This window comes from Vibrio sp. K4, assembly GCF_051122595.1.
Taxonomy (GTDB): domain Bacteria; phylum Pseudomonadota; class Gammaproteobacteria; order Enterobacterales; family Vibrionaceae; genus Vibrio; species Vibrio owensii.
In genome coordinates this window covers 2,158,127-2,176,737 of record NZ_CP178578.1, presented here as the reverse complement: position 1 = coordinate 2,176,737, position 18,611 = coordinate 2,158,127, and the positions used below count along the sequence as shown (strand labels likewise).

At 45.0% G+C, this 18,611-nt stretch carries 21 protein-coding genes; 10 read left to right on the top strand and 11 right to left on the bottom strand.

The annotated features are described in order from the left end of the window. Positions 1–27: 27 nt before the first annotated feature. Positions 28–954: a DMT family transporter gene (locus tag ACLIIY_RS27200; protein ID WP_434528915.1), complete on the bottom strand. Its 927-nt coding sequence runs from the start codon at positions 952–954 to the stop codon at positions 28–30. Positions 955–1,103: 149 nt separating this feature from the next. Here ACLIIY_RS27200 and ACLIIY_RS27195 point away from each other — a divergent pair, with 149 nt between their 5' ends. Then, entirely contained in the window at positions 1,104–1,559 is a 456-nt protein-coding gene (locus ACLIIY_RS27195) for an Lrp/AsnC family transcriptional regulator (protein ID WP_005442405.1), read from the top strand. A 44-nt stretch (positions 1,560–1,603) separates the two neighbouring features. Continuing rightward, positions 1,604–2,218, top strand: coding sequence for a class I SAM-dependent methyltransferase (locus ACLIIY_RS27190; RefSeq protein ID WP_434528914.1), 615 nt, complete (start codon positions 1,604–1,606; stop codon positions 2,216–2,218). A 56-nt stretch (positions 2,219–2,274) separates the two neighbouring features. Here ACLIIY_RS27190 and ACLIIY_RS27185 read toward each other — a convergent pair whose 3' ends face one another. Continuing rightward, a complete protein-coding gene (locus tag ACLIIY_RS27185; RefSeq protein ID WP_078609136.1) occupies positions 2,275–2,505 on the bottom strand; it encodes a hypothetical protein in 231 nt (76 codons plus the stop codon). A gap of 175 nt (positions 2,506–2,680) precedes the next feature. After that, positions 2,681–3,232 (bottom strand): ATPase, encoded by a 552-nt coding sequence (locus tag ACLIIY_RS27180; RefSeq protein ID WP_227741521.1) that lies wholly within the window; start codon positions 3,230–3,232, stop codon positions 2,681–2,683. Between the two features lie 165 nt (positions 3,233–3,397). Between ACLIIY_RS27180 and ACLIIY_RS27175 the strand changes: the two genes are divergently transcribed. From ACLIIY_RS27175 to secF, 4 genes are all read left to right on the top strand, one after another. Then, positions 3,398–4,066, top strand: coding sequence for an SH3 domain-containing protein (locus tag ACLIIY_RS27175; protein WP_264406646.1), 669 nt, complete (start codon positions 3,398–3,400; stop codon positions 4,064–4,066). A 144-nt stretch (positions 4,067–4,210) separates the two neighbouring features. Beyond that, the gene (locus tag ACLIIY_RS27170; RefSeq protein WP_434528913.1) at positions 4,211–4,690 is read left to right on the top strand and encodes a hypothetical protein; all 480 of its coding nucleotides are present in this window, start codon (positions 4,211–4,213) and stop codon (positions 4,688–4,690) included. A 166-nt stretch (positions 4,691–4,856) separates the two neighbouring features. After that, positions 4,857–6,695 (top strand): protein translocase subunit SecD, encoded by a 1,839-nt coding sequence (gene secD / locus ACLIIY_RS27165; protein WP_054823757.1) that lies wholly within the window; start codon positions 4,857–4,859, stop codon positions 6,693–6,695. A gap of 2 nt (positions 6,696–6,697) precedes the next feature. Then, positions 6,698–7,600, top strand: a complete 903-nt coding sequence (gene secF, locus ACLIIY_RS27160; protein WP_434528912.1) for a protein translocase subunit SecF — start codon at positions 6,698–6,700, stop codon at positions 7,598–7,600. A gap of 132 nt (positions 7,601–7,732) precedes the next feature. Here secF and ACLIIY_RS27155 read toward each other — a convergent pair whose 3' ends face one another. Continuing rightward, positions 7,733–7,999: a hypothetical protein gene (locus ACLIIY_RS27155; RefSeq protein WP_005435281.1), complete on the bottom strand. Its 267-nt coding sequence runs from the start codon at positions 7,997–7,999 to the stop codon at positions 7,733–7,735. A gap of 13 nt (positions 8,000–8,012) precedes the next feature. Then, on the bottom strand, positions 8,013–8,633 hold the full coding sequence (locus ACLIIY_RS27150) for a LysE family translocator (protein ID WP_285336476.1): 621 nt from the start codon (positions 8,631–8,633) through the stop codon (positions 8,013–8,015). A 753-nt stretch (positions 8,634–9,386) separates the two neighbouring features. Here ACLIIY_RS27150 and ACLIIY_RS27145 point away from each other — a divergent pair. From ACLIIY_RS27145 to phaC, 4 genes are all read left to right on the top strand, one after another. Continuing rightward, positions 9,387–10,127 carry an SDR family oxidoreductase gene (locus tag ACLIIY_RS27145; RefSeq protein ID WP_005435287.1) on the top strand — a complete coding sequence of 247 codons (741 nt, stop codon included), beginning with the start codon at positions 9,387–9,389 and terminating at the stop codon, positions 10,125–10,127. Between the two features lie 11 nt (positions 10,128–10,138). After that, the gene (locus ACLIIY_RS27140; RefSeq protein WP_434529531.1) at positions 10,139–11,347 is read left to right on the top strand and encodes an acetyl-CoA C-acetyltransferase; all 1,209 of its coding nucleotides are present in this window, start codon (positions 10,139–10,141) and stop codon (positions 11,345–11,347) included. A gap of 44 nt (positions 11,348–11,391) precedes the next feature. Next, on the top strand, positions 11,392–11,739 hold the full coding sequence (locus tag ACLIIY_RS27135) for a phasin family protein (RefSeq protein ID WP_005435289.1): 348 nt from the start codon (positions 11,392–11,394) through the stop codon (positions 11,737–11,739). A 66-nt stretch (positions 11,740–11,805) separates the two neighbouring features. Further along, complete coding sequence (gene phaC / locus ACLIIY_RS27130) at positions 11,806–13,581, top strand: class I poly(R)-hydroxyalkanoic acid synthase (protein WP_409593792.1); 1,776 nt, start codon at positions 11,806–11,808, stop codon at positions 13,579–13,581. Between the two features lie 278 nt (positions 13,582–13,859). Here the strand turns inward: phaC and ACLIIY_RS27125 are convergent, their stop codons facing one another. From ACLIIY_RS27125 to napF, 6 genes are all read right to left on the bottom strand, one after another. Further along, on the bottom strand, positions 13,860–13,994 hold the full coding sequence (locus ACLIIY_RS27125; RefSeq protein WP_009704753.1) for a TIGR02808 family protein: 135 nt from the start codon (positions 13,992–13,994) through the stop codon (positions 13,860–13,862). 15 nt (positions 13,995–14,009) lie between these two features. Further along, on the bottom strand, positions 14,010–14,588 hold the full coding sequence (locus tag ACLIIY_RS27120) for a NapC/NirT family cytochrome c (RefSeq protein ID WP_005435291.1): 579 nt from the start codon (positions 14,586–14,588) through the stop codon (positions 14,010–14,012). A gap of 28 nt (positions 14,589–14,616) precedes the next feature. Further along, a complete protein-coding gene (locus ACLIIY_RS27115; RefSeq protein WP_033005082.1) occupies positions 14,617–15,072 on the bottom strand; it encodes a nitrate reductase cytochrome c-type subunit in 456 nt (151 codons plus the stop codon). A gap of 76 nt (positions 15,073–15,148) precedes the next feature. Beyond that, positions 15,149–17,638, bottom strand: a complete 2,490-nt coding sequence (gene napA / locus ACLIIY_RS27110; RefSeq protein ID WP_009704751.1) for a periplasmic nitrate reductase subunit alpha — start codon at positions 17,636–17,638, stop codon at positions 15,149–15,151. Further along, a complete protein-coding gene (locus ACLIIY_RS27105) occupies positions 17,635–17,943 on the bottom strand; it encodes a chaperone NapD (protein ID WP_005433349.1) in 309 nt (102 codons plus the stop codon). Before ACLIIY_RS27105 ends, napA begins: the two co-directional genes overlap by 4 nt. 43 nt (positions 17,944–17,986) lie before the next feature. After that, positions 17,987–18,472 (bottom strand): ferredoxin-type protein NapF, encoded by a 486-nt coding sequence (gene napF / locus ACLIIY_RS27100; protein WP_009704750.1) that lies wholly within the window; start codon positions 18,470–18,472, stop codon positions 17,987–17,989. Positions 18,473–18,611 lie beyond the last annotated feature (139 nt).

Below are 18,611 nucleotides of genomic sequence, written 5' to 3'. Positions count from 1 at the left end.
GAGATGAAAAGTTATGCAGTTTTATTCTTATCTGTGAACGGGAGGCTGATAATTTTGGCTAGGATCTTGTTTCATCAGAACATTGCTTGCGACGATGCTTCCGCAGGTAACGAACAGCAGCGCACACCAAGTGAGAATATCTGGTTGTTCGTTAAAGACAGGAATCGCTAATAACGTTGCTAATACGGGCGTGAGTGACCCAAATGCCGCACTGGCTTCTGCACCTATGGTTCTAACCGCATAAAGGAAGGTGAACGAAGCCAATAAGCCTGCTCCTATACCTTGTAACATCAAGTGACCAAACAACCCATTCCAAGGCCACTGATTGATAGGCGTTGTTGCAAGGTAGCTATCAAGCCAGCCAAAACCAACCGCGATGATCAGTAGTGCAAATGAAATCAGCGAAACAAACCCAGCACAAACATACGCACTCAAATTGGCGACGCGCGCACTGATGGTGAAGCCTGCCCACATCAAACTGCCAACCAAAAACAGAAGATGCCCTTTTAATTGCAGCCAGTTGTATTCTGCACCAACGTTAGATAACAAGAAGATCAGGATACCGAGTAAAACTGCGGATAAGCCAATAATGCGATGTTGACTTAACGGTTGTTGATAACACACTACTGCGATCGCAGAGACAAATAGCGGCAAAGTGCCAGGGATAAGTGCGCTGCCATGAGAGACGGGCGCAAAGTGCATCGCTGTACCAGCGACAAGGAGATAAGGCAGACCGCTGCCCACAACGATACCCAGTAAGTATTTGCTCGGTACAGCACGGATGTTATCCATAGACTTTAGAACGAATGGTAGCAGCGCAATGGCAGGGATAAGAAAGCGCGCTAACGCAATGTCGGCGGGTTGGAGGTTTGATATCGCGCCTCCGCGTAGTGAGAGAAAAAAGCCTGACCAAAGAAATAACGTTGTGATGATTGCGGCGTATCCAAGAGCCATAAGGCGTTCCGTGCGTTTGTAAATAATGTGTTAATTATCGAATGAAAGTGACGCTCAATGGTGGCAAAATATGACCGAATATAATTAGAACTTAGCGATTTTCATCTTAGAATGAATATTGTTTGGTGAAATTTGGCAGGGAAGGTGTAATGGATAAAATTGATCGACTGTTATTGGATTTGATCCAACAAGACGCCACAATGACGACAAGCGAGCTCGCGGATAAGGTTGGGCTTTCTGCTTCGCCTTGCGCGCGAAGAATAAAACGCCTAGAGCAAGAGGGCGTGATCAGTGGTTACCGAGCAATGATTTCTCGCGAACAAGCAGGTATTGCGATGACAGTGTTCGTAGAAGTCAGTCTAAACAACCATCAAGCGACCTCTATTGATGATTTTGAGCAAGCAATTAGCGATATGGAAGAGGTGATTTCATGCCATGTGGTCTCTGGCGCTTATGACTACTTGTTAGAGGTCGTGAGTAAAGATCTCACCGGGTACGAAGCTTTCACGCGTAAACTACAACGACTTGAAAACGTCAAAGACATCCATACGCATCTGGCCATCCGCCAAGTGAAGGGCAATGGTAACCTGCCAATTTACTCATAAATACGGCGATTCACGGCTAACCCATACAAAGGTAAAAAGGCATTATGAAGTGGCTCGATAGATTACGCATCGCACACTATCACCGCAAAAGACACAAGCAGTTTGGCGACGACAAAGCCAGAACACTTGGTTGGCAAGACACTTTTAGCCAAATCACGCGCTTTGAAGTTCTATGCCGGGATCTAGAGTTAGATGGTAAAAGCGTTCTCGATATTGGTTGTGGTTATGGAGACTTATTGACCTTCATCGAACAAAAGGGCGGCAGCCCAAGCCTTTATGTTGGCATCGATCAGCAAAAACAGTTTGTTGCTGAGTCTCGCAAGCGCAGTTTCCGGACAAAGACTCAATTTATTCGTGGTGACTTTTCGAAATTGGTGTTGCCAAAGTCGGACTACGTGATTGCTTCGGGCTCATTGAATTACCAGTCCGCAAACCCGAATCATACAGTAGAGATGATAGAGAAGATGTATCATGCGGCGAACATCGCATGTGCGTTTAATCTTCTGGATGAGGCCAAATTACCGAGCATGAGATTACTAGAATCTCATAACAAAGAGGGCGTGTTGCGTTACTGCAAATTGCTGAGTGAGAGGAGTTATCTCATTGAGGGATATTCCGACCATGATTTCACGGTGGTGATGCCTAAGCTGAGCAAATAGCGCGCAATAAAAAACGGAGCCAGTTTCCTGCCTCCGTTTGCGTATTCTTTTAAGCCTTATTGGTATTTGTATTTTGAGATCTCACAGTTACCTGTGTGTCTATCAACCTTGAATGAGAACGCGGCTGAATGGTATTCCCTCCCATCACTCCAAATTGTTTCTCCAAAGATTTTACAAAGGTCCAAATCACTGATTGAACCAAACTCTTTAACGTGCCTAACTACTGACAAAAACTTGGCTCTGGTAGCATTAGGACAATCCCTGTTACTTAAACGATTGATAACCATTGGTTTAGCATCATCTCCAGCCAAATGTGACTTTATATTAAATTTTGTTAATGGGTAAATTACCCAAAAACTGGTCGCAAGTAAAGCGTTATTGTGACGTACGTCTCTATTATTTGACCTGTTTGTCTATTAATTGCTCAATTTTAAAAAGGGAACAATCCCAATATGAACAGATTTAATCGGAAACATTTTTTGCGTAATTTATCACTTCGATTTCTTTACCGTATTGGTTAGCTAAGGTGAGATATTTACCCGCTAAAACGCGGAACTCTTCCTGCATCTCAAGGGTGTTGGTGAGATACCAGTTGGCGGAAATTTCATTCGATTTGGAGCCACCTTTTTGGCAGTAAAAAACAATACGTTTCCAATTCTCTGCGATGTTTTGTGAGTGGTGCATCAAGGCATTAATGGAACGCGACATCTCAATAAACTCTTGTTGTTGCTCTTTGGACTCCAACAATTGCTTTTTCAACATGGTTTTATTGGAAGGGGTTCGCCAAAGATTGGTGAGCTCATCAACTGAGAAGGTCTGTGAGAGCAACTGGTGCTCATTGTGCTCTCTCAACCTCTCATTAAACAAATTTGCATGCTCATTGTAGTTGGACTCTAAACGGTTGAATTGGGTAAGATTGTCATTCCATGATGCGTGATCACATTGAAGATTCGCCAAAGCGGGAAAAGGCAGGAGTAACAATATCCAACTGAACTTGTTCATCATTCTTTTCATGCTTATGGCTTTCAGGTTCATTGTTTTGCAATGAATGGTTTTACGATTATTGGTTTTGAAATTATTTGTTTTCACGTTAATCGGTTTCGCGTCAGCTATGCATCTTCTATCAGTATAGTTAGTTTGGAAGCGTCTACTGCATAAGGAACGAAAAAGGAATTGAACATGAAGAAAGCCCTGATAGCGTTGGCCATTTTGCTTCTATTAGGCGGAGCAGGAGCCGGGTACTACTTTTTCTTTATGCAAAAAGACGAGCCAGTGGTTGAGCAAAAGCCAGAGCCTGAGCAACCAAGCGAGCCAGAAGAAAAGCCAAAGCCGATCATGGATCTCGAAGCTCCAGCACCGGAAATCACTGAATACTACGTGACTGAGCGACGCATTAACGTGTACAACAAGCCGGAGCGCCAAGCCTTAATCGTTGATACTCTCTACAAAGGTGAGAAAGTCTCTGTGCTTGAAAAAGCCGATGGTTGGTTCCGCCTATCAGATTACATCGTGTATGAAGAGGGTGGGGAAGAAACCGCTGAGTGGGTCGATTCAAAAGGCTTGTCTGATGCAGAGCCAGTTATCAAAGAACAAGAGCGTTTGGAAATCTTAGATGGTTACCTGCAAAAATCTGACGATTTAAAAACGCATTTGGATATGTTCCGCAACAAAACGCAGCAATTGCTTGATGATGAAACCTGTGACCCTAGTGATTTCGAAGAACTCGGTGGTTGGGTTCGCTCAGTTACCTATAAGAAGCGTAACGTGTATTTCATCTATTGCGGCGGGCTGGAACAAGAAAACAAAATCTACTTAGATGTGGATAAAGGCGAAATATTTTATCGATGAATATAGCCTCAACCCTTATGGTCATTGCTTTCCACGATTGAAAACAGAGATTTATAACTTTTTAGTTGTTAAGTATAAGCAATAGGAATACTATCTCCGAGCTGAGTTGAAGAACTCGGCTCGTTTTGTTTTAAGTGAGCTATCATGCCTTGGATTTACGTTAGAAAACTGTTTTTGTTGCTTCTTGCAATGGCTTTGTCGCCAATGCAGGCGTCGGCTGCACAAACAGAACAAAAATCCTATTTGCCTCACTTTTCTAAACTGCAGCCATTTACGGCGAGCAGCTCTGCGTCTAACTCTCCGGTTGATTTCTCTGAACTGACTGAAGAAAGCACGCAGTCTCCAGTTTCTGAAGGGCATGCGCTTCAAGATTCACTGGCCATCTTTAATTCTCAGCGCTGGACATCGCATCTGCGTGAGAATATCGACGATGAACACATTGATTTCATTGGCGATTTAAATGCGCCTTTCTACGCTGATGCTGGCTACGCTTATAGCCTAATAGACATCAGCTGGCGTCAAAACCAATCCGTATTTAATCACTTCGTTAGCGACCATCGTCTTTCCGGCTGGAAAGAAACCAATGCTATGTACGTCGCCCTCAATAGTCAGTTTCCTGCGTAAGCACCATCACTCTGCACATCTTGTGCGTTCTTAACACGACAACTCTTCGACAGAGCAATTGAAGGTCTGGGCATTCTGTACCTGAATTTTAGTCAGGTGAGCGTTTTGTCGTGTCTTGAATCCAATTATTGAAAACTTCACTGTTTAGTGAAGGGATGATGTTTACATGAAGAAAACACCAAAACCACAAAAAACCAGAAAAGTGCTGAATCATTACTCAGCATGGAAATACGTCGTACTTATCACGACCATTATCATTTTAACCTTAAGTGCCATTCCAACTTGGTTTGGTGAGCAGCCTTCTATTCAGGTGACGTTTGCTGACCAAAACAACAGCGCAATGTCTGTGGTTCAGTTAGACCAATTGCTGAAAACGCACCACATTCCTGCGTCTAAGATCATTGAGAAAGACGGCAAAACCACCATCGTTTTTGATGGTGAAGACGCACAAAGTAAAGCGCGTGCATTGCTTAACGAACAGCTAGACAAAGATGACAACATTACGTTCTCTTACGTTTCTGTTGCACCTGAGTGGTTGAACGAAATGGGCTTTAGCCCTATCAAACTTGGTCTTGACCTTCGCGGTGGTGTGCAGTTCCTTCTAAACGTAGATGTGAACAAAGCTTTCGAAGAACAACGTGATGCACTCGTTGATGAGATCAAAGCAAGCCTTCGTGAAGAACGTGTTCGTGGCGTTCAAGTTCGCGCAGAAGCGCACAACCACATCGCAGTAAACAGCGAAAACGAAGCGGGCCTAAAAGCGGCGAGCCAGTTCATTCGTCAGAACTACCCAGGTTGGACAATGACAAGCTCAGATCGTGGCTTTGAACTTCAACCAAGCGAACAAAACATCCAAGAATTCCAAACCACAACACTTCAACAAAACTTGAAGATCATGCGTGGCCGTATCGAAGAGTTGGGTATTACTGAAGCGTTGGTACAACGCCAAGGTAAAGAGAGCATTCGTATTGAGCTTCCTGGTGTTCAAGATCCTGCTCAAGCGAAAAACGTTATCGGTGCAACAGCAAGTCTTGCGTTCTACGAAGTAAAAGATGCGGGTCAAGCACGTAGCAGCCAAGATCTCGTTCTGAAAGACAACGATGGCCGCACAGTAATCCTAACTAAACGTCCAGTACTAACGGGTGAGCACATCGTAAACGCGCGCGCGGGCGTCGATAAAATGGGCATGTCTGAAGTAAACATCTCTCTAGACCACGCGGGTGGTAAGAAGATGAGTGACTTCTCTGCAACACACATCGGCAAACCAATGGCGACTGTATACCGCGAGTACAAGACTGACGAACGTGGTATGACAGAGCGTAGCGAGCGCGTCATCAGTGTTGCAACTATCCAGTCTCAACTTGGTAGCCAATTCCGCATCACAGGTGCGGGCAGCATGGATGAAGCACAGCAACTTGCATTGCTTCTACGTGCGGGTTCTCTAACTGCGCCAGTAACCATTGTTGAAGAACGCACAATCGGTGCTTCTCTAGGTGCAGAAAACATCCAAAACGGTTTTGCTGCTCTAGCATTGGGTATGGGTCTGACACTGACGTTTATGGCACTTTGGTACCGTCGTCTTGGTTGGGTTGCGAACGTGGCTTTGTGTGCAAACATGCTTTGCTTACTTGGTCTAATCGCACTGCTTCCTGGTGCCGTGCTAACGCTTCCTGGTATTGCCGGTTTGGTTCTGACTGTCGGCATGGCGGTAGATACCAACGTAATCATCTTTGAACGTATCAAAGATAAAATGCGTGAAGGTCGCAGTTTCGCTCAAGCGATCGACCTAGGCTTCGACAGTGCGTTCGCAACTATCCTTGATGCCAACATCACCACCATGATCACTGCTGTGATTCTATACGCGATTGGTAACGGTCCAATCCAAGGCTTTGCGCTAACGCTAGGCTTGGGTCTGATGACCAGTATGTTTACTGGCGTATTCGCTTCTCGTGCAATGATCAATTTAATTTGGGGCCGCGATGGCCGTCGTGATGTGAGGGTTTAATCATGGTCGAAATGCTAAAACAAAATATCCGCAAGATTCGTTACTTCACGACTGTAGTATCGGTAATTCTAACGATTATTGCTCTGGTTGCTCTTGGTATGAAAGGGCTTAACCTAGGTTTAGACTTCACTGGCGGTATGGTTACTGAAGTGAAAGTCGATAAACAACTGACTAACCATGATCTGCTTAACGCACTTCAACCTAAGCTTGGTGAATCAACATCAGTAACACGCTCAGGTGAAGATGGCCGTTGGGTGATTCGCTACTCTGCGCCTGCAGAAGGTCAAACACTACCGAGCGTAGCTGATTTGCTGAAGCCTATTTCACACCAAGTGGATGTGGTGAGTAACAGCATCGTTGGTGCTCAAGTGGGTCAAGACCTGTTCGATCAAGGTGGTTTGGCACTATTAGTATCGGTACTAACGATTCTTGGTTACTTGTGTTTCCGCTTTGAATGGCGTTTAGCGAGTGGTTCTCTATTCGCATTAGCCCACGACGTTATCTTGGTATTAGGCTTCTTTGCGATTACACAAATGGAGTTCAACCTAACGGTGTTTGCAGCGATTCTGGCCATCCTTGGTTACTCGCTCAATGACTCGATCATCATCGCAGACCGAATTCGTGAATTGCTGGTGGCTAAGCAAAACTGGAAAACAGAGCAAATCAACGACGAAGCGGTATTGGCGACATTCTCTCGTACAATGGTGACATCAGGTACGACTCTGATCACTGTTGGGGCGTTGTGGATTATGGGCGGCTCGGCTCTGGCTGGCTTCTCAACAGCGATGTTTATTGGCGTACTTTCAGGTACGTGGTCATCCATCTCGATTGGTACGGTGCTTCCTGAATGGTTGAAGCTAGAACCAAAACACTACCTACCAGTAGAGATCGACACTGCACCATAATGCTTGGTGTTTAAGGTAAAAGTGCTTGCGCCACTCAATTTGAGTGGCGCTTTTTTATCTAGAGAAACGAGAAACGAGAAACGAGAAACGAGAAACGAGAAACGAGAAACGAAATAGAAAATAGAAGAGGGGTTATTTCACGCGCATCAAGCGATGTTTGACTGCACCTAAATCAAACTCAATGATTTGCGAACGCTTCATTGATTCAACTTTGGTAAGCATCGCCTCTTTATACCCTTTCTTTTTCATCCATTGTAATGGCTCAGAAAAACTGTCTTCATTGACGACATAAGACTCGCCTTTATGTTCGCCCGCATAGACGTTGACAACCCACACTCGGGCCTGAAAATCCAACACTTCACCAATAGATTGCTTGAGCTTGTTTAAAATGTTCTTCATAACTTAGGCTTTTCTAACTCATTAATAGCCATACACCCACACCCATCATCAAGGTGCCAGCGATTCGGTTCATTAAGCGTACGTTTTTTGATTGCCCCAGTAAACGCTTCAATCCTTTGCCGCCCGTTGCGTAAAGAGACATACAAATGAACTCGAACATCAAAATAATAGAAACCAGTATGACAAGCTGAGGAGCAAGAGCAGCACTCTGATCGATAAAAGGAGGCAGAAGAGAGATCATAAACGCCCAGCCCTTCGGGTTCGCGATAGCGGTAACAAAGCCCTGCAAGACCAACTCCCAGTTGCCGCTGGTAGGGACATCAACGTTCTCAACATTGATCGCGAGTTTGCCTCTTGAGCGCCACATTTCGATACCCAAGTAGAGTAGGTAACCACCACCAATCAATTTAAGTGCGGTAAATAACCAAGGGTAGTTAAGCATAATGGCTGCGATACCGAGTACTGCTGCGACAGAAACGAGAGCAACACCAACTAATTCGCCTGCCATCATCCATAGGGTTCGTCGATATCCGACACTCATCCCTAGTGTTAGAGCAAGCGTCATGCACATCCCTGGCGTAATAGAGACAAAAAAGAAGGTGGGGATGAACATGGTTAACAAGGCTGTATTCATGAATATTGATGATTGTATAAGTAAACAACTAGGCCACAAAGATAGTGCAAAAGGAGAAGAGATGCCACCTCTAAACAATCTTGAACACGCCAGTATAGAGTTAACATTCAATTATTTAATAAAACTTAAATAGTAATTAAATGCATGCGACATATTAGTGCGACTTTGCACCAAAGAATGACATTTATAAATAAACGTGGCTGATTGGAATTAAGGTTAAAAGAATGTTTACTTGATATTTAATATTTTTCCAATAAACAAATTTATCACCAAGTGACGTTTGTTTTAATAAATTAAATACTCAATAAAATGCTAACCAAATGATATATTTCATATTTATTAGTAAGTCGGTTAGAAGTATTGCTCCAATGATTTAATCGCAATTTATTACTTGATTGAAGAAGGATGATCTTAAACTCTTAGTCAATGTAACGCACATAAAAATGCGTGCAACTTACTGAAAAAGCAGTGTTTTTTAAATTTAATAATGACATTGTAGTTAAGGTTTTTTCTTTTAAAACATGGGTTTATGTCAAGTTAACGTTTTTATAACATTTCATTGCGAGTGAGATCTAAATCAATCTTATGCAAATGAATGAGTTTTTTATTTGAAATGTAATATTTCTAGGTTAACTTAAAATAAAAGGCAGCAGAGGATTTGTTGCCACAAGAATAAATTAACACGTCAGTTGGCGATACATTTCGCCAGTGTCTTAATTCGCTTTTTTAATGCCGTTAAGAATGGAGTCTTCAATGAAGAAAGTCGCTTTGATCACTGGATCAAAAGGCGGAATTGGTTCTGCTATTTCCTCTCAATTAGTAAATGATGGTTATCGAGTAATAGCTACTTATTATACCGGTAATTATGAATGTGCTTTGGAATGGTTTAATGAAAAAGGGTTTACGAAAGATCAGGTACGCCTTTTTGAATTGGATGTCACCAACACAGCGCAATGTGCTGAAAAATTAGCACTTTTGCTTGAGGAAGAAGGAACCGTTGATGTCGTGATCAACAATGCAGGTATCACACGTGATGGCGTGTTTAAAAAGATGACTGCACAAGCTTGGAACGATGTAATCAACACCAACCTCAACAGCTTATTCAATGTCACACAGCCTTTATTCGCAACGATGTGCGAAAAGGGTGGTGGTCGCATCATTAACATCTCTTCTGTAAATGGCCTTAAAGGTCAGTTCGGTCAAGCCAACTACTCGGCGGCTAAGGCTGGCATGATTGGTTTCTCTAAAGCATTGGCATACGAAGGTGCTCGTTCTGGTGTAACCGTGAACGTGATTGCTCCGGGATACACGGGCACGCCAATGGTTGAACAGATGAAGCCGGAAGTGCTTGAGTCTATTACCAACCAAATTCCAATGAAGCGTTTAGCTACGCCTGAAGAAATTGCAGCATCAGTAAGCTTCTTAGTGAGTGATGCCGGCGCGTACATCACTGGTGAGACATTGTCAGTGAATGGCGGCCTATACATGAGCTAAGGAGTGGGATGATGGAAAAAGTATTTATCGTTGCTGCGAAACGCACACCTATCGGTGCGTTTGGCGGAAGCTTAAAAAACACATCAGCAGGCGACCTAGCTGCGGTTGCGATCAAAGGTGCTCTTGAGGCCGCATCAATATCTGGCGAGAACGTTGATGAGGTTATCGTTGGTAACGTGATTGCTGCAGGGCAAGGCATGGGTGTTGGGCGTCAAGCGGCATTGTTTGCTGGCATTCCAGAGTCTGTCCCTGCATACGGCGTCAACATGGTTTGCGGCAGTGGTATGAAAACCGTCATGGATGGCGTTTCTCATATTCGCAGTGGCGACGCAGAAATCGTTGTGGCCGCTGGTGTAGAAGTGATGTCACAAATCCCATTCATTGTGCCTAGCGTTGTACGTGATGGTAATAAGATGGGCAACATGGAGTTGAAAGATCTCCTTATTGCTGACGGTTTGACGGACGTTTACAACCAATACCACATGGGCGTAACCGCAGAAAATGTGGCGAAGGAAGTGGGCTTATCGCGTCAACAACAAGACGAATATGCACTTTTAAGCCAGCAGAAAGCCGTGGCTGCGATTGAAGCAGGCAAGTTCAAAGATGAAATTGTCCCAGTAGAAGTCAAGCAGCGCCGCGAAACTGTGGTATTTGATACAGATGAATATCCAAAAGCGAACGCGACGCTAGAAGGTTTGAGCAAGCTACGTCCTGCGTTTGATCGTGAAGGTACAGTAACCGCAGGTAACGCTTCAGGTATCAACGACGGTGCAAGTGCCATCATTTTAGCTTCAGAAAGCGCGGTTCAAGCGCATGGTCTGACGCCAATTGCTGAAGTGGTGAGCTACGCTCAATCCGGTTTGGATCCTAAGATTATGGGTCTTGGTCCTGTGGAATCAGTGAACAAGGCGCTGCAAAAAGCCGAGCTGAAAACCAGCGACATTGATGTTTATGAATTGAATGAAGCCTTTGCTGCGCAAGCACTAGGTGTGATTCATAAACTGGCAGAAACCAACCAAGTACCAGTGAGCTCAATTCAAGATAAAGCCAACTTTAATGGTGGTGCTATCGCATTGGGCCACCCACTCGGTGCATCGGGTAACCGCATTCTGGTTACGCTAGTACACGAACTTCACAAACAAGACGGTCAGTACGGTGTTGCTTCACTTTGTGTAGGCGGCGGTATGGGCACGGCTGTGGTTGTAAAAGCAGTTAAGTAGTTATTTAAACGGACATTTTTAATTCTTTCTCTAGGAGATAAACCATGTACACTGATTTCTTCAAAACTTTTAGCGATCAAACTGAAAAGAATCTAGAACCATACTTGAAGTTCAACAAGCTAGTGACAAAGAACGTGGAAGTTCTTACAGAGCTTCAACTGAACGCAATCCGCACTTACAGTGAAGTTGGCCTAAACCAAATGAAAGCAGCGTCTGAAATCAAAGACGTGACTTCTCTAACGGCTTTCAACAGCCAACAGCTAGCTGTTCTTACTAAGCTTTCTCAGCAAATGATGGACGACAGCAACAAGCTGCAATCTATCGCGAAAGAATTCAAAGAAGACGTTGAGCAAATGACTTCGGAAAACCTAAAGACTGTTACTCCTGCGTAATGCGTCCGCTTATCGCCGCCCGAGATCTTGGGCGGCGTTGTTTTTTCCGAATACAGGAGTAAGACTATGTTTCAACACTTCTTTTCGGACTATCTTGTAAAGCTTCAGGAAACCAATCATCAGTGGTGGCATGATTTCGAAGTGAACAAGGCAGTCGTGAATTCTCCTTTGAATAAGGCCATGCAAGAAGTGAACTTCGAAGATACTGCTAAACTGTTCGAACAAGCGGCAAACCAGCCGGCAGCGATTTTAAAGTTGCAAGCCGAATGGTGGGAGCAACAGCTTCAAATATGGCAGAACGTGGCACTAGCGGGTAACCAAACACAAATTATCGAAGCAGAGAAGGGCGATAAGCGTTTCTCAAACGATGCTTGGCAACAAGAAGCCATGTACAGCTTCATCAAACAATCCTACTTATTGTTCAGCAAGACATACCTCGACACGCTCGATTCTATCGAAGGTCTTGATGAGAAGACGAAAGAACGTATTACTTTCTTTTCTCGCCAAGCTATCAATGCACTATCTCCATCCAACTTCATTGCGACTAACCCAGAACTGCTTAAACTCACTCTTGAGCAAAATGGTGAAAACCTGCTGACGGGGTTGGAAAAGCTAAAAGAAGACGTAGAGTCGAGTGCCGATATTCTCAAAGTGCGCATGACCAACAATAATGCCTTCCGTGTGGGGGATGATGTTGCGACAACACCGGGTGACGTGGTTTTCCAAAACGAACTGTTTGAGTTGATTCAATATCGTCCTTTGACAGAAAAAGTGAATGCAACGCCACTGTTGATCGTCCCGCCATTTATCAACAAATACTACATCCTTGATCTGACGGCGAAGAACTCTATGGTTCGTTGGCTGCTAGAGCAAGGCCACAGCGTATTTATGATGTCTTGGCGCAATCCGGGTAAAGAGCAGGCTCACGTTGAGTTTGGCGATTACGTAACGGAAGGCGTGGCGAAAGCGGTCACGGCGATTGAAGATATTACTGGCCAAGAGCAGATCAACGCCGCGGGTTATTGCATTGGTGGTACGGTTCTGGCGAGCACGGTTGCGTACTATGCGGCGAAGCGTATGAAGAAGCGCATTAAGTCGGCAACCTTCTTTACCACGCTACTAGACTTCTCTCAGCCGGGTGAAGTAGGGGCGTATATCAACGATACCATCATCAGTGCAATTGAGACGCAAAACAATGCGAAAGGTTACATGGATGGCCGCTCTCTTAGCGTGACGTTCAGTTTGCTGCGTGAGAACAGCTTATATTGGAATTACTACGTTGATAACTACCTTAAAGGTAACAGCCCTGTAGACTTCGATCTTCTGTACTGGAACAGCGACAGCACAAATGTGAGTGCTGCTTCCCACAACTTCTTATTGCGTGAACTCTATCTAGAGAACAAGCTCGTTCAAGACAAGGGCGTGAAAATCGGTGGCGTCTGGATCGACCTGAATAAGATTAAGATCCCAAGCTATTTTGTGTCGACCAAAGAAGACCATATCGCATTGTGGCAAGGAACCTATCGTGGTGCACTCACTACTGGTGGCAACAAGACCTTTGTATTGGGCGAGTCTGGTCATATCGCGGGCATCGTTAACCATCCTGCTAAAAACAAGTATGGCTACTGGTTAAACGACAACCTTGATGACTCTGCTGATGAATGGTTTAACAACGCCAATCATCAAGAAGGCTCTTGGTGGACGCATTGGCATCAATGGCTGTTGCAATTCAACCCAGAAGAGCAAGTTGAGCCCTTCCCGGTTGGTTCAGAGCAGAACCCTGTGATTGAAGACGCTCCGGGTCAGTATGTAAGACAAGTATTGCCAATCAAAGAGTCCTAAGCTGCTCCTCACAGCAGTCTCATTTGGCGGCCTACGATGGTCGCCTTTTTTGTTTCTGGCGTACCTCAAGGAAGCCGAGGAGGCTTAGTGAGGGAGTGAAGCACGGAAGCTTGAGTTGTGGTAATGAGAGTTTGAGTCGGTGGGAGATTAAAAACAGAACTTCTTAGAGCATTGTCAGCGGAATTGAATTGTCAGAACCACAAAGAAAAAACGCCAAGCAAATGCTTGGCGTTTTCCGTCAACAAAATAGGCAAAAATGTCGACTGATTTGAGGCAGATTAAACCTCTTTATCCTTACCTAGTGAGAGTAGCCATAGAGAGACTGCTGCTACTCCGACAAAGCCGGAAAGAATAATGACTGGCATTGCACTGTACCCAAGGAAATGCCAGATAAAGGATTCAAGATTACTCATTGTCTTTGTTTCTCCTTATTGCCAGCCTTCAACGCCGTGCATGTCAGGCAGTTTGTGTGCGATACCTTTGTGACAGTCTACACACGTTTTCTCGCCTGAAGCCAGAGCGGTTGAGTGTTGTTCGGCTGCACGTTTACCCTGTTGAGAGTAATCCATGAAGTCGAACTCGTGACAGTTACGACACTCAAGTGAGTCGTTTTTCTTCATTCGTGCCCATTCGCGTTCTGCTAAGTGCTCACGACGTGCTTGGAATTTCTCCGGCGTGTCGATCGTCTTCGTTACGAAGTGCGCAAACAGCTCTTTAGATGCCTGAACTTTACGAACGATTTTATCAGTCCATTCGTGTGGTACGTGACAGTCTGAACAGATTGCACGAACACCAGAGCGGTTCGAGTAGTGAATCGTTTCTTGAATTTCAGCAACGATTGGAGCGTGACAGCCAGAACAGAACTCTTCTGTGTTGGTCGCTTCCATACCCGTGTTGAACGCGCCCCAAAATAGAAGACCACCAGTAAAGCCTAAGAATAAAACGATACCAGCGGCAGCTTTACTCGGGCTCGACAGTCTCTTCCAAAACGCTTTAAGTATTTTCATAAGTAACCTCTTAGTACTCGCGTTTCAATTACTGAAGCGAATCGACTGCCTTAAACTCGTTTTCCACTAGTGGAGTAGCACTTGTTTGTGGAACGTGACATTGCAAACAGAAGTAACGACGTGGCGACATATCTGCCAGTACCGCGTCTTCACGGTTAACGTAGTGCGTTACACTGATCTTGGTAGCGCCTGCGTCTTTAGCATTTTTCCAGCTGTGACATGCTAGACATTTGTTTGCGTTCAAAGACACTTCGTAGTTACGGATGCTATGTGGGATCAGTGGCGGCTGATATACAAAGCTGTCTGCAACGATTTGGTCTTTTGGAAAGTCTTTGAAATCATCTGCAGGACGCGTGTCTTCAAGTTGTGCAGTACCACGTAGCGAGTCTAGACCGCCTGTGCCACCTGGATTGTCCAGCTCAGCTTGTGCAACGCCTGTCAACAAAGCACCTACAGATAAAAGTGCGATAAGGTATTTTTTCATCATTTCATCTCCGCCTTATGGCTTAAATTCTTTTTAGGCCGCCGAGTAGACGGCCCTTGCATTCGTTATTTGACGGTTAAGCGACTTTGGTGATTTTGACTGGACACTTCTTAAAGTCTGTCTGTTTTGACAGTGGGTCAGTCGCATCAAGGATCAACTTGTTAATCAAAATACGGGCATCAAAGAACGGTACGAATACCAAGCCTTCAGGTGGACGGTTACGGCCGCGAGTTTCAACGCGAACGCGTACTTCACCACGTTTGTTTGCAATCAGAACTTCTTCACCGCGACGAACGTTACGTTTCTTCGCATCAGCAGGGTGCATGTAAACCACCGCGTCAGGCACCGCTTTGTAAAGCTCTGGTACACGACGAGTCATAGTACCTGTGTGCCAGTGCTCAAGAACACGGCCAGTACATAGCCATAGGTCAAACTCTTCGTTTGGCACTTCAGGTGGCGCTTCGTATGGTGCAGAGATGATCTTCGCTTTACCATCAGCATTGCCGTAGAAGTCCCAACCTGAACCAGCTTTCGCATACGGATCAGAGCCTTCTTTAAAGCGCCATTGTGTTTCTTTGCCATCAACAACCGGCCAACGTAGACCACGTACTGTGTGGTAAACATCGTATGGTGCTAAGTCGTGACCGTGACCACGACCAAACGTCGCGTACTCTTCGAACAGACCTTTCTGTACGTAGTAACCGAAGTGGTGAGCGTCATCGTTCATCTCACGCGCTTCTTCGATAGGGAACTTGTCGACTTGACCGTTCTTGAACAGCATGTCGTACATTGTCTTACCGCGGTATTCAGGTGCTTTTGCAAGTAGCTCTTCTGGCCACACTTCTTCCATCTTGAAGCGTTTTGCAAATTCCATTACCTGCCATAGGTCAGACTTCGCATCGCCGATAGTCTCAACTTGTTGGTACCAAGCCTGAGTACGACGCTCTGCGTTACCGTAAGCACCTTCTTTCTCAATCCACATTGCTGTAGGAAGGATAAGGTCAGCAGCTTGCGCTGTTGCTGTAGGGTATGGGTCAGATACAACGATGAAGTTTTCTGGGTTACGGTAACCAGGAAGACGTTCAGTGTTGATGTTCGGACCTGCTTGCATGTTGTTGTTACATTGAACCCAGTAACAGTTCAGAACGCCGTCATGCAACATACGGTCTTGAAGTACGGCGTGGAAGCCAGGTTTTGGTGGAATAGTACCTTCAGGTAGTTTCCAGATGTCTTCTGCGATCTTACGGTGTTTAGGGTTAGCAACCACCATGTCTGCTGGTAGACGGTGAGCAAACGTACCAACCTCACGAGCCGTACCACACGCTGATGGCTGACCTGTTAGTGAGAATGGGCTGTTACCCGGAGTCGCAATCTTACCGGTTAGTAGGTGGATGTTGTAAACCAAGTTGTTCATCCATACACCACGAGTATGTTGGTTCATACCCATCGTCCATAGAGACATTACTTTCGTGTTTGGATCCGCGTATTGCTTCGCAAGCTCAATCAGTTTTTCTTTCTCTACACCAGAGATTTCAGATGCTTTCTCTACTGTGTATGGTGCAACTGACTTCTTGTACTCTTCGAAAGAGATAGAAGTTAGCTTGCCAGAGTTCGGGTTCTTCGCTGCTTTTTGTAGCGGATCATCGTCACGTAGACCGTAGCCGATGTCAGTATCTGCTTGAGTGAAGTTCGTGTGCTTGTTCACGAAGTCCCAGTTTACTGCATCGTTTTCGATGATGTAGTTTGCGATGAAGTTAGCAATCGCAAGGTCAGACTGAGGATTGAAAATGTAGCCGTGGTCTGCCAACTCAAATGAACGGTGGTAGTAAGTAGAAAGCACGTTCACTTTAACGTGAGGGTGGCTTAGGCGACGGTCAGTAATACGAGTCCAAAGAACTGGGTGCATTTCTGCCATGTTTGAACCCCAAAGAACGAAGGCATCTGCGTTCTCGAAGTCATCGTAACAACCCATTGGTTCATCGATACCAAATGCACGCATGAAGCCTACTACTGCAGACGCCATACAGTGACGTGCGTTCGGGTCGATGTTGTTAGAACGGAAACCCGCCTTCATCATTTTAGCGGCAGCGTAACCTTCCATTACGGTCCATTGACCAGAACCAAACATACCGATGCTTGTTGGGCCTTTCTTCTCTAGAGAAGCTTTCCATTTCTCAGCCATGATGTCGAAAGCCGCATCCCAAGATACAGGAGTGAAGTCGCCATCTTTGTTGTATTTGCCATCTTTCATTCGAAGAAGAGGCTGAGTCAGACGGTCTTGACCGTACATGATCTTAGAAAGGAAGTAACCTTTGATACAGTTTAGGCCTTTGTTTACTGGTGCTTCAGGGTCACCCTGAGTTGCTACCACTTTGCCGTTTTGTGTACCAACAAGAACAGAACAGCCTGTACCACAGAAACGACAAGGCGCTTTGTCCCATGTGATTTTAGTTTGATCAGAGCTTGCAATCAGATTGGTTGCAGAAGCCGGTAGTGTAATACCTGCGACAGCAGCAGCTGATGCAGCCGCGTTTGCTTTCACAAACGCACGTCTTGTCATTTTCATACTTCACCCTCGATTTGGGAATGTTGTGTTCCAGTGTCTTTTTCTTCCGTTTCTTCAAGCCCAGTTTCGATTTGGTGATAAACCAGTACTGTGCTCAAGACATTCGGTAAATTATTAATCGCATCGATAGTGTCGGTGATGAAACCTTGGTTCTCAGTTTCTAGCACCACCACGATTTTGCCTTCTGGGCTGTCACCGTAGATTTCCGCGTTTTCGTACGCTTCAATCTGGGTTTTGACCTCAGCCAGATGTTCAGGCAGAACATGGACTACCAGACTCGAAATGTGCACTTCGTTTAGTGACATACATCTCTCTCGTTTTATCGCCTTTTGCGCCGACCACTAACGGCTAGGCTGTTATATTGCTCACATTGATGGATGAAGTAGGGCACACTGAAACACAGGCGCCGCAGCCGTTACACTCATCAAGGTCTAAATTTGGTTGTGCTACTTTGCCAAGCTCTAACTTGAACTGGATTGCCATCGGGTCGCACATGTCCCCACAGCTTCGGCATTCGACATTTTGTTTTGCTAAACAACTTTCGTTGATGCTTGCTTTTGCGTGCCATGGTTGTTCAGCTTCTGCTAAGAATAGCGGCTCTGGACAAGCTTCAGCGCACTGGTAACAAAACGTGCATTCATCAATCGAAAAATCGACCGCAGGAAATCCGCCGTCGCTTTTAGTTATAATCTTAGTTTCACAAGCCTCGATGCATTTACCGCAACGAGTGCAATCGTCTGTGAATTGAGTCGGCTTAGCTAACCAAGGAAGACGTACCGAATTATCTGGCTGCGCTTTACGTGCAAAAAGTCTTCTTCTAGAAAGGTCTACCACTTAGTCACCTCGGAAATTGAAACCCAAACTAAGCATAGTCCACAATTTCATTAATAAACTGTCATTTAAGTACACGAAATTGTAGTTTTTGACATATATCTATAAATACCTCTTAGGGGGTAATTGGGACGCAATATTG